General features: G+C 70.4%; 12 protein-coding genes. 10 read left to right on the forward strand and 2 right to left on the reverse strand.

What is annotated here, in order from left to right; all coding sequences use genetic code 11:
• Window positions 1–129 precede the first annotated feature (129 nt).
• The 9 genes from ACJ8AN_RS34145 to ACJ8AN_RS34185 all read left to right on the forward strand — a co-directional run bounded on the left by ACJ8AN_RS34145 (window position 130) and on the right by ACJ8AN_RS34185 (window position 12,389).
• Window positions 130–348: a mersacidin/lichenicidin family type 2 lantibiotic gene (locus ACJ8AN_RS34145; protein WP_407759744.1), complete on the forward strand. Its 219-nt coding sequence runs from the start codon at window positions 130–132 to the stop codon at window positions 346–348.
• Between the two features lie 237 nt (window positions 349–585).
• Window positions 586–807: a mersacidin/lichenicidin family type 2 lantibiotic gene (locus tag ACJ8AN_RS34150; RefSeq protein WP_407759745.1), complete on the forward strand. Its 222-nt coding sequence runs from the start codon at window positions 586–588 to the stop codon at window positions 805–807.
• A gap of 98 nt (window positions 808–905) precedes the next feature.
• Window positions 906–4,130 (forward strand): type 2 lanthipeptide synthetase LanM family protein, encoded by a 3,225-nt coding sequence (locus ACJ8AN_RS34155; RefSeq protein WP_407759746.1) that lies wholly within the window; start codon window positions 906–908, stop codon window positions 4,128–4,130.
• Window positions 4,131–4,140: 10 nt separating this feature from the next.
• Window positions 4,141–5,076: an efflux RND transporter periplasmic adaptor subunit gene (locus tag ACJ8AN_RS34160; protein ID WP_407759747.1), complete on the forward strand. Its 936-nt coding sequence runs from the start codon at window positions 4,141–4,143 to the stop codon at window positions 5,074–5,076.
• Window positions 5,077–5,090: 14 nt separating this feature from the next.
• The gene (locus tag ACJ8AN_RS34165; protein WP_407759748.1) at window positions 5,091–6,029 is read left to right on the forward strand and encodes an efflux RND transporter periplasmic adaptor subunit; all 939 of its coding nucleotides are present in this window, start codon (window positions 5,091–5,093) and stop codon (window positions 6,027–6,029) included.
• On the forward strand, window positions 6,019–8,265 hold the full coding sequence (locus tag ACJ8AN_RS34170; RefSeq protein ID WP_407759749.1) for a peptidase domain-containing ABC transporter: 2,247 nt from the start codon (window positions 6,019–6,021) through the stop codon (window positions 8,263–8,265). The genes ACJ8AN_RS34165 and ACJ8AN_RS34170 overlap by 11 nt, the downstream gene beginning before the upstream one ends.
• An 82-nt stretch (window positions 8,266–8,347) precedes the next feature.
• The gene (locus tag ACJ8AN_RS34175) at window positions 8,348–9,775 is read left to right on the forward strand and encodes an MBL fold metallo-hydrolase (protein ID WP_407759750.1); all 1,428 of its coding nucleotides are present in this window, start codon (window positions 8,348–8,350) and stop codon (window positions 9,773–9,775) included.
• A 39-nt stretch (window positions 9,776–9,814) separates the two neighbouring features.
• Window positions 9,815–11,098, forward strand: coding sequence for a glycosyltransferase family 4 protein (locus ACJ8AN_RS34180; RefSeq protein ID WP_407759751.1), 1,284 nt, complete (start codon window positions 9,815–9,817; stop codon window positions 11,096–11,098).
• A gap of 10 nt (window positions 11,099–11,108) precedes the next feature.
• On the forward strand, window positions 11,109–12,389 hold the full coding sequence (locus tag ACJ8AN_RS34185; RefSeq protein ID WP_407759752.1) for a glycosyltransferase family 4 protein: 1,281 nt from the start codon (window positions 11,109–11,111) through the stop codon (window positions 12,387–12,389).
• 4 nt (window positions 12,390–12,393) lie between these two features.
• On the opposite strand, the gene ACJ8AN_RS34190 is transcribed toward ACJ8AN_RS34185, so the two are convergent.
• Both ACJ8AN_RS34190 and ACJ8AN_RS34195 read right to left on the reverse strand, forming a co-directional pair.
• Window positions 12,394–13,023, reverse strand: coding sequence for a DUF2267 domain-containing protein (locus ACJ8AN_RS34190; RefSeq protein WP_407759753.1), 630 nt, complete (start codon window positions 13,021–13,023; stop codon window positions 12,394–12,396).
• Between the two features lie 92 nt (window positions 13,024–13,115).
• Window positions 13,116–13,721, reverse strand: a complete 606-nt coding sequence (locus ACJ8AN_RS34195; protein ID WP_407759754.1) for a TIGR02265 family protein — start codon at window positions 13,719–13,721, stop codon at window positions 13,116–13,118.
• Between the two features lie 212 nt (window positions 13,722–13,933).
• Between ACJ8AN_RS34195 and ACJ8AN_RS34200 the strand changes: the two genes are divergently transcribed.
• Window positions 13,934–15,265 (forward strand): vWA domain-containing protein, encoded by a 1,332-nt coding sequence (locus ACJ8AN_RS34200; RefSeq protein WP_407759755.1) that lies wholly within the window; start codon window positions 13,934–13,936, stop codon window positions 15,263–15,265.
• The last annotated feature ends 20 nt before the right edge of the window (window positions 15,266–15,285 follow it).

Genomic DNA, 15,285 nt, shown 5'->3' on the forward strand with positions numbered 1-15,285 from the left:
CCGTCACTACCATCCGGGTGTAGCTTGACGGTCCGATTAGAACGTGTATAACTGTTTTCAGTTGGTTCCGGCTTGTTCCTGGAAACAGCCGGTTCCACATTCACCGTTTAACCGAGAGGAGCCCCCCCCATGAGCAACATCGATGTGGTCCGCGCTTGGAAGGATGAGCAGTACCGCATGAGCCTGAGCGAGACGGAGCGCGCCAGCCTCCCGATGAACCCGGCCGGTATGGTGGAGCTGACCGACGCGGACCTGGACGGCGTGGCCGGTGGAGCTACCGACATCTCCATCGCCAACAGCTCGTGCTGCACCTACTCCACGACGGCGACGGCCTGCTGCCACGGCTAATCCCTCCTGACCCGAACGGGTCTCATGACGCGCCGCGAGCCAGCCCTGGCCGCGGCGCGTTGTCGTTTCCGCATCCCGCCACTCCGGGCCCCACCGCGAGCCCACCGCTCGGGCCCCTCTCCGTCCGGGCGAGGCTTGACGTTCCGGTTATAGCCACTATAACCTTGTTCTCACGAGTTCCAGGTTGTCCTTCTTTTCGGCTGGTTCTTTCCCCTTGATGTCTCCGAGGAGCCCTCCATGAGCAACATCGATGTGGTCCGCGCTTGGAAGGATGAGCAGTACCGCATGAGCCTGAGCGAGACGGAGCGCGCCAGCCTGCCGGAGAACCCCGACGGCATGGTCGATCTGACCGAGCTGGACCTCGAGGGCGTATCCGGCGGTGGCTGTGGCAGCGAAATCTCCATCGCCCGGACGTCGTGCTGCTGCGCCTCCACGGTGGCCACGGCCTGCTGCGGCTGATCCACCCGCGACTGAGGTAGCATCACCCGCGCGCCGCGTGCCACCCCTGGCTGCGGCGCGTGTCCGTTCTGGACTCCTCCCCCACGGAGATGCACATCGTGAACGATTCTCCCTTCGACTCGGCAGCGTGGTTCCGTGCGGTCTGGTTGCATGAGCGGAAGGAGGGGCTCGGCGCCGAGGCCGCGGGCGGCGCGCGCGACGAGGAGGCGCAGCGGCTGCTGGAGCGGTGGCGCGCCAAGGAGCCCTTCAGCTCGACGATTCCCTTCGAACAGCGGCTGGAGGCGGAAGGCCTGACGGAGGCCCAGTTGCGCGCCCTGCTCACCGAGTCCCCGGAGGAGCTGAAGCGGCGGTTCGCGGGCCACACGCCTCCGTGGCTGACGGTGCTCCAGGAGGCCTTCTCCCGGCCGGTGTCCTCGGAGCCCTTCCCCATCCCCCCGAACTACCAGGGCATCGCCACCTATGGCTTCATCGAGTGGGTGCGGCCGCTCGTCGAACGGGGCCGGGCTCGCCTGCGGGCCCACCTCCAGGAGGTGGCGCGCAGCCACTCCGGGCTGCTCTTCGACGTGCAGACGCTCGAGACGCTCCTGTTCGCCGGACTGCCCACGCGGCTGTTCGAGCGCATCAATCGCACGCTCGTCCTGGAGATGAACATCGCCCGGCTCCGGGGCCAGCTGAAGGGAGAGACGGGCCCGGAGCGCTTCACCCACTTCGTCGAGATGCTGCGCGATCCGCGGTACGCGCTCCCCCTCTTCCAGGAGTACGCCGTGCTGGCGCGGCTGTGCGTGGAGGCGGTGGAGCGCTGGGTGGAGACGAGCGCGGAGTTCGCCACCCGGCTGGCCGCGGATGGCCCGGCGCTGCGCGAGACCCTGCTGCCGCCGGACGCGGGCCTGCTGGTGGAACTCTCCGGCCACGCGGGAGATCAGCACCACTCGGGGCGCTCGGTCCATACCCTCACCTTCGCCTCGGGCGTCAAGCTCGTCTACAAGCCCCGCTCGTTCGGCGTGGACGAGCGCTTCCAGGAGCTGCTGGCCTGGGTCGACGCGCGCGGGGACCTGCCGCCCTTCCGCCAGCTGCGGTTGCTGGCGCGCGAGGGGTACGGCTGGAGCGAGTTCGTGGACGCCCGGCCGTGCGAGTCCGAGGAGGGCGTCCAGCGCTTCTACCAGCGGCTGGGCGCGCAGCTGTGCCTCTTCCACCATGTGGGCGGCATGGACATGCACTACGAGAACCTGATCGCCGAGGGGGAGAACCCGGTCATCGTGGATCTCGAGACGCTGTTCCACCCGCAGATCAGCGACAAGATGAGCTTCCTGTCCCGTGAGGAGCAGCTCTTCATCCGCATGATCGACTACTCCGTCACCCGCATCTCCATGCTGCCCCTGCGCGCCTGGGCCACGGAGAACAGCGAGGGAGTGGATGTGGGCGGCATGGGCTCGCCCGAGGGCCAGCTCAGCCCGCTCGAGGTGCCCTACTGGGAGGACCTGGGCGCGGACACCATGCGGCAGAACCGCAAGCGCATCATGATGAAGGGCGCGAAGAACCTGCCCACGCTGCGTGGCGAGAACGTCCCCCTGGGCAACTACCTGGACAGCCTGTGCGTGGGCTTCGAGCGGATGTACCGGCTGCTGCTGCGCGAGCGCGACGCGCTGCTCGCCCCCGAGGGGCCGCTGCGGCGCTTCATCCCGGTGGAGATCCGCGCGCTGCTGCGCTCCACGCAGATCTATTACAAGATCCTCCAGGAGAGCTATCACCCGGACCTGCTGCGCGACGGGCTGGAGCGGGAGCGGTACTTCGACAACCTGTGGGCGGGCATGAAGCGCCGGCCCTTCCTGGAGAAGGTGGCCAGCGCCGAGCGCACCGCCCTGCACCGCGGCGACATCCCCCGCTTCTCCACGCGGCCCGACTCGCTGGAGCTGAGCAGCGGGGAGGGAGAGCCCCTCATCAAGGCGCTGTGGCGCACCGGCATGGAGGTCGTCGAGGAGCGGCTGCACGGCATGGGAGAGGGGGACCTGGAGCGGCACCTGTGGTGGATCCGCTGCTCCCTGTTGTCCTCGCTGCCCGAGCTGCCGCGGGAGCCCGAGCGGCCGCGCGCGGTGCGGCGGGAGTCCGCCACGCCGGTGGAGCGCTCGAGGCTGGTGGCGGCGGCCCAGGCCGTGGGAGACCGGATCGCCACGCTGGCCGCCAGCGACGAGGGGATGATGGGCTGGCTCGGGCTGCGCCAGGACAGCCTCGATACCTGGACGTTCTCCCCGATGACGCTCGATGTCTACGGCGGCATGTCGGGGGTGGGCCTGTTCCTGGCACAGCTGGCGCGGCTGTCGGGCGAGGAGCGCTTCACCCGGCTGGCCCGCCACGTCGGTGACAACCTGCGCAAGCTGGCGGAGCGCTCCCGCCCCCGGGTGAAGGTGCTGGGCGCCTTCGAGGGCTGGGGAGGCGTCATCTACACGCTCACGCAGCTGGGCGTCCTGTTCGACGAGCCGGCGGTGCTGGCCGAGGCGGAGTCCCTCGTCGAGGTGGTGCCGCCGCTCGTCGAGCAGGACAAGAGCCTGGACATCATCGCCGGCGTGGCCGGGTGCATTGGCGGCCTGCTGGCGCTGCACCACACCACGGGCTCTCCGGCGGCGTTGGCGGCGGCGGTGCGCTGCGGCGAGCACCTGCTGGCCACGCGGCAGCCCCAGGAGAAGGGCTCCGGGTGGATGACGCTGGTGAAGTCTCCCCAACCCCTCAGCGGCTTCTCGCATGGGGCCTCGGGCATGGCGTGGGCGCTGGAGGAGCTCGCCGCCGCGTCGGGCCAGGCGCGTTTCTCCGCGGTGGCGGACGAGGCGCTCGCGTACGAGCGCACCCTCTTCTCCCCCGAGCAGCTCAACTGGCGCGACACGCGCGCCTCCGGCCATTCCATGCAGGCGTGGTGCCATGGCGCCCCGGGCATTGGCCTGGCGCGCGCGCGCATGCTGCGCCACCGGGACACGCCCCTCTTGCGCGAGGAGCTGCGCGCCGCGGTGGCCGGCACGCTCGAGCAGGGCTTCGGCTACAACGACTCGCTGTGTCATGGGGACCTCGGCAACCTGGAGTTGCTGGTGGCCGCCCAGGCGGTGGGCGAGTCGCCCGAGGTGGGAGCGTTCATCCAGGGCACCCTGGAGGCCCTGCTCGCGCGGGCCACGCGGCGTGAGTGGCGCTGCGCGACGCCCCTGGGCACGGATACGCCCGGGTTGATGATTGGCCTGGCTGGCATCGGGTGGGGGCTGCTGCGCTTCGCCGAGCCCGGTGAGGTGTCGAGCGTGCTGACGCTCGATCCTCCGGCTGCCAAGAAACACGGGGTCCGGTAGGCTGCGCGCGATGTCACAGCGTTCCGTCATCCTGGGGTCCGGGTTCGTGCTGCTGGTGGGGCTGGCCCTGCTCTGGGTGCGTCCGCAACCCCCGCCCCCCGCGCCGCCCCCGCCTCCGTCCGCCGCGGCGGCGCCGCCCGAGTCGCCTCCAGCCCCCGGGCACGAGGGCCCGGGCTTCATCGGCATCATCCTCGCGGGCAGCAGCGTGGACGTGTCGGCGAAGTTCGACGGCCGGCTGGAGCACGTGGCGGTGCGCGTGGGGGACCGGGTGCGCAAGGGGGAGGTGCTGGCCCGGCTCGACACGCAGCCGCTCCAGCATGAGCTGGCCGTGGCCACGGCGGACCTGGAGTCCATGCGCGCCGAGGAGGAGGTGGCGCGGCTGGCGCTCGCCTCGGCCCAGGAGACGCTCAAGCGCGGCGGGGACACGAAGCTGCTGTCCCTGGGCGCCATGTCCGAGGAGGAGCAGGCCCGGCTCCGCTTCGCGGAGAAGACGGCAGCCGCCAAGCTCGCCTCCGCCCAGGCCCTGGTGCAGAGCCGCCAGGCCCAGGTGGAGCAACTGCGGCTGCGCCAGTCCGAGGCCACCGTGCGCGCCCCCTTCGATGCCACCGTGTCCATGCGCTACCTCGACCCCGGAGTGCTGGTGACGCCCGGCCAGGCCCTCGTCCACCTGCTGGCGGACGGCGCCCAGCAGGTGCGCTTCGCCATCCCGGAGACGCTCGCCCCCGAGGTGGTGGAGGGCGCGCGGGCGCTGCTCGAGGTGCCGGGCTCCCCGGCGCGATTCGAGGGGCGCGTGGAGCGCGTGTCCCCCGAGGTGGACACGGCCTCGCGCATGGTGCTGGCCATCGCCAGCGTCGAGCCCCACCCCAGCACGCGGCTGCCCCTGGGCACCGTCGTCCGGGTGTGGGTGGCACCCGAGGCACGGGTGGGCACCCCCGCGGCCCCCTGATCCGGAGCGCACGCATGCAAGGCAAGAAACTCTACCGCCAGGAAGCGCTCGACCACTACACCAGCGTGCGCGAGGAGGGGGACATCCTCCACATCGCGCCCACGTGGACGCAGTGGATGTACTGGCTGCTGCTGGGAGTGATGGGCACCGGGGTGCTCTACTGCGTGGTGGGCACGGTGGACGAGTACGCCTCCGGCCCGGCGGTGGTGCAGATGGACGGCAAGCTCGACCTGACGAGCCATGAGGCCGGGCTGGTGTCCAAGGTGACGGTGCGGCACGGGCAGCGCGTGAGGGCGGGCCAGGAGCTGGTCACGCTCGTCTCCGTGGACGAGGCCGCCACGCTGGAGCGGCTGCGCCACGAGTTCGAGCTGCAGCTGGTGCGCTACCTGAGGGAGCCCTCGGACGGCGCGGCGCGCCAGGCGCTCACCTCGCTGCGCGCCGAGCAGGAGCTGGCCGAGGCCCGGCTGGAGGCCCGCGCGCTGCGGGCTCCCAGCGATGGCATCGTCATGGACGTGCGCGTGCAGCCGGGCCAGTACCTCACCGCGGGCGTGAGCGTGCTCTCGCTCGTCCCGGACAACGCCTCGCCCCTGCTGGTGGCCTTCCTGCCCGGCCAATACCGCCCCTACCTGCGGCCGGGTTCTCCGCTGCGTCTGGAGATGGAGGGCTTCCGCTACGAGTACCGCGAGGTGACGGTGGAGCAGGTGGGAGATCAGATCATCGGTCCCAACGAGGTGCGCCGCGCCCTGGGGCCGGGCCTGGGCGACGCCTTCGAGTTCAAGGGCGCCTTCATCCTGGTGCGCGCACGCCTGCCCGCGCAGAGCTTCCAGAGCGATGGGCTCCCCTATGACTACTTCGACGGCATGCCGGCCCGGGTCGAGGCCCGGGTGCGCTCCGAGAGCATCCTGATGACCCTGCTCCCGGCCTTGAAGGGACTGTTCCGCCATGAGCGCTGAGAAGAGCCGGCCGCCCCTGCATGAACGCTTCCCGGCGCTGCGCAAGCTCCGGTCCCGGATGAGCCTGCGGCGCATCCCCGACATCCGCCAGATGACGGTGATGGACTGCGGCGCCGCGTGCATCGCCATGGTGCTGGGCTACCACGGCCAGCACGTGTCGCTGGAGGACGTGCGGCGGGTGACGGGCGTGTCCCGCGACGGCACCACGGCGCGCTCGCTGCTGGAGGCGGCGCGCAAGTTCGGCCTGCGGGGCCGGGGCGTCTCCATCGACATCGACCGGTTGCCCTTCCTGGAGCCCGGCACCATCCTCCACTGGCGCTTCAACCACTACGTCGTCTTCGAGCGGCTGGGCCCGGACTACGTGGACCTGGTGGACCCGTCACAGGGCCGGCGCCGGCTGTCGCTGGAGAAGTTCCGCCAGTCCTTCACCGGCATCGCGCTGCTGCTGGAGCCGGGGGAGAACTTCGTCAAGGGCCGCAAGCGGAGCACGGACTGGGGCCGCTACGCGGCGCCGCTGCTCAAGCACTCGAGCCTGCTGGGCCGCATCCTCGTGCTGTCGCTGATGGTGCAGCTCTTCGCCCTCACGCTACCGCTGCTCACGGGCATGGTGGTGGACCGGGTGATTCCACGCGGGGACCAGCACCTGCTGCTGGTGCTGGGCGTGGGGATGATGGCCATCGTGCTCTTCCAGTTCCTCGCCTCGCTCATCCGCGGCTACCTGCTCACCGCGCTGCGCATCCGCGTGGACTCCGAGCTGACGCTCGGCTTCCTGGAGCACCTGGTCAGCCTCTCCTACTCCTTCTTCCAGACGCGGCCCACCGGCGACCTGGTCATGCGCATGGGCATGAACAGCACGCTGCGCGACATGCTCTCCTCCAGCACCCTCTCCACCCTGCTGGACGGCGGCATGGTGCTGCTCTACCTGAGCATCCTCTTCGCCACCAGCCCGTGGATGGGGCTGCTGGTGGTGGGGCTGGGCACGCTGCAGGTGGTCGTCTTCCTGCTGTCGCGCCGGCGCCAGCACCAGCTCATGTCGCAGAACCTGGAGCTGGAGTCGAAGAACACGACGTACCAGATGGAGATGCTCTCGGGCATCCAGACGCTCAAGGCCTACGGGGTGGAGCAGCGCTCGGTGCAGACGTACTCCAACCTCTTCGTGGACGTGCTCAACGTGTCGCTGGCGCGCGGGGTGCTCGGCGTCTGGGTGGACAGCGCCATGGGGGCGCTGCGCATGGGCTCGCCGCTCATCCTGCTGATGATGGGGACGTGGCAGGTGCTGAGCGGGGACCTGAGCACCGGACAGATGCTGGCGCTCAACGCCCTGGCCAGCGCGGTGCTCGTGCCGCTCTCCAACCTGGTGGGCACCGCGGGCCAACTGCAGCAGATGACGAGCTACCTGGAGCGGCTGCGCGACGTGCTGGAGACCCCGCCCGAGCGGCCAGCGGACAAGGTGGGCCATGCGCCCACGCTCACCGGCGCGTGCGAGCTGGAGCAGGTGTGCTTCCGCTACGCCCCCGACTCGCCCCTGGTGGTGCAGGACGTGTCCGTGCGCATCGAGCCCGGGAAGATGGTGGCCATCGTGGGCCGCTCCGGCGCGGGCAAGTCCACGCTGGCCAACCTCCTGCTGGGCCTGTACCTGCCCAGCTCGGGGCACGTGCGCTACGACGGCGTGAACCTGGCGGACCTGGACCTGCTGGCGGTGCGCGGCCAGATGGGCGTGGTGCTGCAGAACCCCGCCTTCTTCGGCTCCACCCTGCGCGCCAACATCACCCTCGACGACCCCGACGTGCCTACCGAGGCCGTGGTGGAGGCGGCGAAGCTGGCGCAGATCCACGACGACATCATGACCATGCCGCTCAACTACGACACGCCCCTGGCCAGCCAGGGCAACTCGCTGTCGGGTGGGCAGCGGCAGCGGCTGGGACTGGCCCGGGCGCTGGTGCGCAAGCCGGCCATGCTGCTGCTGGACGAGGCGACGAGCGCGCTGGACACGGTGACGGAGGCCCGGGTGCTCGACGCGCTCACCGGGCTGCGCTGCACCCGTGTCGTCATCGCGCACCGGCTGAGCACGGTGATGAGCGCGGACCTCATCCTGGTGATGGAGAAGGGCCGGCTCGCCGAGCAGGGCACCCACCACGAGCTCCTGGCGCGCGGCGGCCTCTACGCCCAGCTCATCCATGCCCAGCTGCAGGGCCAGGAGCCCGCCGCACGAGCCCCGAGTACCACCGCCGCCTGAACCCGGCACCGCCCCGGGGGCCCTGTGCAGGCGGGCCCCTCTTGCGAGACACTGAGCGTGTCCGCCCCTCCGAGATTCCGCCATGCTCTTCTCCGGAAGCAGTGCCCTCAGCTTCAAGCCCACGCAGCCCAACGTCCCCTTCGGCCTGGTGCTCCAACAGTGGCTGGACGCGGGGTTCGAGCCCGAGGAGTGCCGGCGCCGGCTGGAGCGGATCATCGACGTCAAGAAGCTCCCCCCGGAGCTCTTCCGCCCCGAGGAGATAGAGAAGGGCGGCGTGGTGGCCACCGAGGCCCTGCTCTTCGACGCCTTCCGCGAGCCCGCCCGCGACTGGACGCTGTATGCCCAGGTGAGGCGGGGGCAGGAAATCCAACGCGCCGGGCTGCGTCTGCCCTTGGAGTCGGTGGCCTGGGCGGCCCAGCTCATCCGCGCCGCCGGCACCACCCGGGACGTGGAGGGCATCAAGGGCGCCGCCGCCGCCAACCTGCCGCCCCGCTTCGCGCAGCTGTTCGGCACCTGCCTGGAGCCCGCCGAGGACGAGGCCTCCTTCGGCGCGTGGCCCGCGGTGGACGCCCCCGGCATCTACCGCCGCGAGCACGCCAGCCTCGTCATCCGCTCGCGGACGACCACGCTGCTGGTGGATCCCCAGGTGCTCAACATCGGGGAGAGCACCCACTTCTCGCGCTTCCCCCGGGAATCCAGGCCGCTCGAGCCGGATGCCATCCTCATCACCCACCACCACGAGGACCACTGGTACCCGCCGTCCATCCTGCGCTACCTGCACCGGCCGGACGTGCCCATCATCGTCCCCCAGGTGCCCCGCCCCAACCTGCTCACGCCGGAGGACTTCTCCGCCACCCTGCGCCAGCTGGGACTGCGGGCCGTGGCTCCGGCCTGGGGCAGCACCCTGCGCGTGGGCGACATCGACATCGACGTGCTGCCCTTCTACGGGGAGCAGCCGACGGTGGACTCACCCGGCCCAACGGACGGGCTGCGCACCTGGGGCAACTGCTACCGCTTCAGCACCCCGGACTTCAGCGCGCTGGTGCTCGTGGACAGCGGCGCCGACCCCCTGGGCAACATGGTCGAGGCGGTGCGCCAGCTCACCGAGAAGCGCGGCCCCAGCGACGTGGTGCTCAGCAACTTCCGCTCCTTCCAGGAAGTGCTCAACATCGGCCTGCCGCACTACGCCCTCACCCTGCCCTTCGAGCGGCTGCGCGCCGTCCACGCGGGGCACCAGCGCGGGTACACGCAGTCGATGACGCTGGGCGAGGCGGGAGTGGCACGCGCGAGCCTCGCGGCCCGGGCCCGCTACGTCCTGCCCTACGCGCACATGTTCCAGGGACTCGGCGTGAGCACCGACGAGAAGATGGTGGAGACGGTGCGCGCGCATCTGGCCGAGCACGGCTCCTCAACGGCCGAGGTGCTCTCCTGGAATCCCGGCGACGTGGCCCGCTTCGAGGGCGGACAGCTGCGCGTCTCCCACGTTCCGGTATCCGGCCGCGCGCCCTGAGCCTCGCGGTCCTCATGTCTTTCTTCAGGTGGTGAAATCATGTCGGCGCCTCTTCTCGAGACTCCCCACGTCGTCGTCGTCACGACCGAGTACACGCACCTGCGGGTGGGTGGCCTGGGCACCTATACGGAAATGCTCATGGACTACCTGCGGCGCAAGTTCGCCCACATCCATGTGGTCGAGATGCCCTACTCGAACCGGGATCCCATCGCGGTGAGCCAGGGACCCTTCGGCGAGCAGGTCATCCGGGCCCCCTTCCCCAACTTCCAGCTCAAGCTGGACACCCAGTACGACCCGAAGCTGGAGGAGCTCTACCGGCTGCTGCCGATGGACCAGCCGCTGCTCATCCTCGGCAACGAGTCCTACGGCGCCTACGTGGGAACGAAGCTCCGGGCGGCGGCCAAGAACAAGGCCTCGCTCATCTACGTGCCGCACCTGTTCGCGTCGCTGGCGAACTTCAATGGCTACGCGGGAGAGCGCTTCGGGGAGCTGCTGCGGACGGCGCCCCCCTGGGCCGTGCCCCACATGATGAAGGACGTGGAGATGTTGAGCCAGGCGGACCACGTGCTCTTCATCAGCCAGTACATGCACGCGTACGCCTCGAAGCACCTGGGCGGAGAGCCGCCGCGCAACACCGTCATCGGGCACTACGTCGAGGCGCCCGCCACGGTGAAGGAGCGCTACTCGGACGAGGTGCGCAACGTCATCTTCATGGGCCGGCTGGAGCTGCAGAAGGGGCTCCACGAGGTCTTCGAGCACCTGGAAGACGTGCTGCAGTGCCTGCCCAAGGCCACCCTGCACATCTACGGCAAGGGCTCGCTCAAGCACGTGCTGCGCTGGCGCGGCCGGCGCCTCGACGACCGGCTGGTGTGGCACGGGTTCAAGCCGCGCGAGGAGGTGCTGAAGGTGCTGCCGGAGATGGACCTGGCCATCATGCCCTCCATCTACGAGCCGTTCGGCTACTCGGCCCTGGAGGCCATGGCCGCCGGCGTGCCGCTCATCACCAGCGACGTGGGCGGCCTGGGCGAGTTGACCGACTGGATGCCCGAGGGGCTGCGGCTGCGCACGAGCGAGGGGAACAACCCCCTCTTCGGAGACGGCATCGGCGTGGGCACGTGCATCCCGCGCGAGGAAATCCTGCGCGTCTTCTCCCATGCCGCGGCCCACCCCGGGCTGCTCGCGGAGACGGCCCGTCGGGGCGTCGCGCTCACGCGCGAGCTCTACAACGTCGAGCGCTACACCCGGCAGATGGACACGTTCATCGACGCGTGCACGCGCTCGCTCATGAGCGCCAGCGACACCGCCAAGGCCGGGCTGGCCTGACACCTCCCCCATGCACCCGCCCCTCCTCGAATCCCCCCACGTCGTCGTGGTCACCTCCGAGTACGGCCACATGCGGATCGGCGGCGTGGGGACGTATACGAACATGCTCGTGGAGTACCTGCGGCGCCGGTTCGCCCACCTCCACGTGGTGGAGACGATTCACACCCACCGCTGGCCCGTCTCGGTGCGCCAAGGGGAGGCCGGCGAGCAGATCCTGCGGATTCCCTACCCGCGCTTCCAGACGCGGCTGGAGACCGATTACGACCCGAAGCTGGAGGAGCTCTACGGGTTGCTCCCGATGGACCAGCCGCTGCTCATCCTCGGCAACGAGACGTACGGGACGTATGTGGGGACGCGGCTGCGCGCGGTGGCCAGGAACAGCGCGTGCCTCGTCCACATCCCGCATGTGTTCGCCACGCACGAGATCTTCAATGGCTACGCGGGAGAGCGTTTCGGAGAGCTGCTGCGGACGGCGTCCCCGCGGGTGCTGCCCTTCATCCAGAAGGACGTGGAGATGTTGAGCCAGGCGGACTTCGTGCTCTTCATCAGCCAATACATGCGGGCGTATGCCGAGCGGCACCTGGGCGGCGCGCAGCGGCACGAGGTCGTCCACCACTACGTCGAGGCGCCTCCCGCCGTGAAGGAGCGCTATTCGGACGAGGTGCGCAACGTCATCTTCGTGGGCCGGCTGGAGCTCTCCAAGGGGCTGCATGAAATCTTCGAGCACCTGGAAGACGTGCTGCGCTGTCTGCCCAAGGCCACCCTGCACATCTACGGCTCGGGCACGTTGAAGAACCTGTTGAAGTGGCGGAGCCGGCGCTTCGGCGACCGGGTGGTGTGGTACGGGTACCGGCCGAGAGAGGAAGTGCTGCGGGCACTGCCGGAGATGGACCTGGCCGTCATTCCCTCCGCTTATGAATCCTTCGGCTACTCGGCCCTGGAGGCCATGGCCGCCGGCGTGCCGCTCATCACCAGTGACGTGGGCGGGCTCGGGGAGTTGACCGACTGGATGCCCGAGGGGCTGCGGCTGCGCTCGCGCGAGGGAAGCAACCCCCTCTTCGGGGACGGAGATCCCGTGGGCACGTGCATCCCGCGCGAGGAGATCCTCCGCGTCTTCTCCCATGCGGCGGCCCACCCCGAGCTGCTCGCGGAGACGGCCCGTCGGGGCGTCGCGCTCACGCGCGAGCTCTACGGCGTCGAGCGCTACACCCGGCAGATGGACACGCTCATCGACAGGACCCAGCAGTGGCTCGCGGAGCAGGCGGGCGCCAGGACGGCGGCGGGCCCGTAGGCGCTCACTCCATTCCCTCGCTCAGCGGACGGTCCGAGCCCGGGTGCCCCGCCGCGAGCGTCTCCTGCTCGCGCTCCTGCGTGAACCCGGAGGTACTGGAGAGCTTCGTGTCCCCGTGCGGGTTGTCCGCCCGCAGCACCGAGTGCGTGTGCGCCCGCTCGGGACGGTACTCGGAGATGGGGTGCTGGCTTCCCGGCCGGCCCTCGGAGAGTGTGCGCCGGCCCGGCTCATGGTGCACGTGCGAGAAGGACTCCTCGGGCTCGCGCGGCGCGAAGAGGGCACTCATGGGCTCGGGCAGGGCCTCGCGCAGCCGGTGCAACGCGCCCTCCGACAGCGCCTCCGCGAGCACCTGGCAGACGACGCCCGTGTGCTCCACCGCGAGCCCCAGCCGCACCCGCGTCCGCTCCGCGACACGCGCGTGGAGCTCGGCGAGGTTGAACGTCTGGTGCGGTGTCACCTCGCGCAGGCTCGTGGCCAGCGCACCGGGAAGGTCCTCCGCCACCGCCTGGATGACGGGCCAGCTCAGCCGCTCGCCGAGCACCGCGAGCACCGCGCGAACGGTCCGCTCCGCCTCCTGCATGCCGGGCAGTCCCGCCCGGCCGACCACATGGGACACGAGCTCTTCATGCGTCATCGTCGTCCTCCCCTCGTGAGGTACCCCGGAGGAGCAGGACGTATGCCCGGCCCACGCCCGTCCGCCGGGCGGGCAAGCGCCCGGGACGGGCTTCACGACCAGGAGAAGTCGTATTCGCTGTCGAGCGGCCCCAGTATCCGTCCCAACACCCGGGGCTCCCGTGCGCCAAGCCGCTCGAGCACCTCCCGCATGGCGCCCTCGTGGTACGGCATCGGCAGGAAGCTGCGCCGCATGGTGAAGCGGCCGTGCCTCGGGCCCAGCCACTCCATGGAGCGCTCCCCGTAGTTGGAGGACACCTTGTAGATGGCCTGGAGGCTGGAAGAGATGTGCTCGTCGCGGCTGCCGGTCCGCGTATCCATCGCGGTGCCCACCGAGGAGGACATGAGCCCCACCGCCGCCCTCTGCCCCAGCAGGCGCAGCACCGGCTCGGCCCCGCCCTGCCGGGCGCTCAACTCCCGCACCGCGACGAGCGTCAACCGGACCAGCAGGGTGACGGGGTAGTTGACGAAGTCCATGAGCCGTTGCCGGCCGAGCACCTCCTGACAGCGCGCCAGGGCCGCCTCGTCCCCGAGCTCCCGGACCGTCTCCAGCGTGCGGGAGAGGAACAGCCCGCGCGCGGTGTCCTGGGTGGTGGCCAGCTCCATCAACTGCTCCAACGTCCGTACCCAGTCACGCTGCAGGGTGCTGTCTTGGCTCATGCTCATGTCTTTCCCAGCCGCCTGTCCCTCGTCGCCTCCGGGGTGGGACTCCCGACACCATAGAGCGGAGGAACACGGTTTTTCGTGGTGGAAAACCGCAGCCGCCCTCTCCCACGCACCGCGTCCCCCCTCTGGAACACCCGGCCACCCTCCAGGCAGGAAGATTGCAACCCCGCGCCCCGCTCCCTGTTCTCCCCTTCCGGAGGAAGATCATGAAACGGACGCTGCTCGGACTCTGTGGGCTGGCCGCGGTGCTCGCCCTGCTCGCCGCCTGTGGAACATCCACCCAGGACGAGACCTTCTCGGGAGGAGACTCCAAGTCGCCTCCCTCCTCGCCGGGCCCCACGCCCTCGCCGACCGATTCGGGGGCGGGCTCGCCGCCAGGCGGAGGGGGAACCGAGGGCACCCCGGGGACGGGCACGGGCAGCCCGACCCCGGCGCCCGGCCAGCTCACCGCCGGAGACTGGGACGACAACCTCAACTTCGCCTTCTTCCAGCAGTACCTCACCGGGGAGGCCCCCCAGGGTCTGCCCGCCCCGCACACCGCGGACCGCGTCATCATCACCGTGCGCGACGCCGAGGGCCGCCCGATTCCCAACGCGCGCGTCAGCGTGAAGGATGCCGGGGGCACGCGGCTCGAGGCCCCCACCGCCACCGACGGCCGGCTGCTCTTCCTCCCCACCTACGATGGTGCCCAGGCCAGTGAAGGGTTCTCGGTGACGGTGACGCCCCCGCCCGGGCAGGGAGGTGAGCCGCTCACCACGCCCGTCGAGGGCAGCGCGTGGAACCTCACCCTGCCGGGGGCCCAGGCCGTCCTGCCCTCGGAGCTGGACGTGGCCTTCGTGGTGGATGCCACCGGCAGCATGACGGATGAGCTCAGCTACCTGAAGGCGGAGATTCAGGGCATCGTCGACACGGTGCGCAGCACGTACCCGGACATCTCCGCGCGCTTCGCCCTGGTGGTGTACCGCGACGACGGGGACGCGTACGTGGTGCGCTCCTTCGACTTCACCTCGGACCTGGGCACCTTCCGGCAGCGGCTGGAGGCCCAGTCGGCGGACGGCGGCGGGGACTACCCCGAGGCCATGGAGCGCGGGCTCGGAGCCATCCATCAGCTCACGTGGCGCACGGGCAATACCGCGCGCCTCACCTTCCTCGTGGCCGATGCGCCGACGCACACGCAGAGCCACCCGGCCTTCCTGCGCGAGGCCAACCGCGCCCGGCTCTCCGGCATCAAGGTGTACCCCGTCGCGGCGAGCGGCGTGGCCGACGAGGCCGAGTACCAGATGCGCCTCGCCGCCCAGCTCACCCTCGGCCGCTACCTCTTCCTCACGAATGACTCGGGCATCGGCGACTCGCACGCCGAGCCGCACATCCCCTGCTACCAGGTGCAGTTGCTGCGCAACCTGATCATCCGCGCCATCGGCTCCGAGCTGTCCGGACGGCGGCTGCCCGCCTCGGGGAGCGACGTGCTGCGCACCGTGGGCAACCCCAGCCAGGACGGCAGCTGCACGCGCCAGGATGGCACGGTGACGTACCTCTGAGGCGAGCCCCGCGAGGCGGG

This window comes from Archangium sp., assembly GCF_045802675.1.
Taxonomy (GTDB): Bacteria; Myxococcota; Myxococcia; order Myxococcales; family Myxococcaceae; genus Archangium.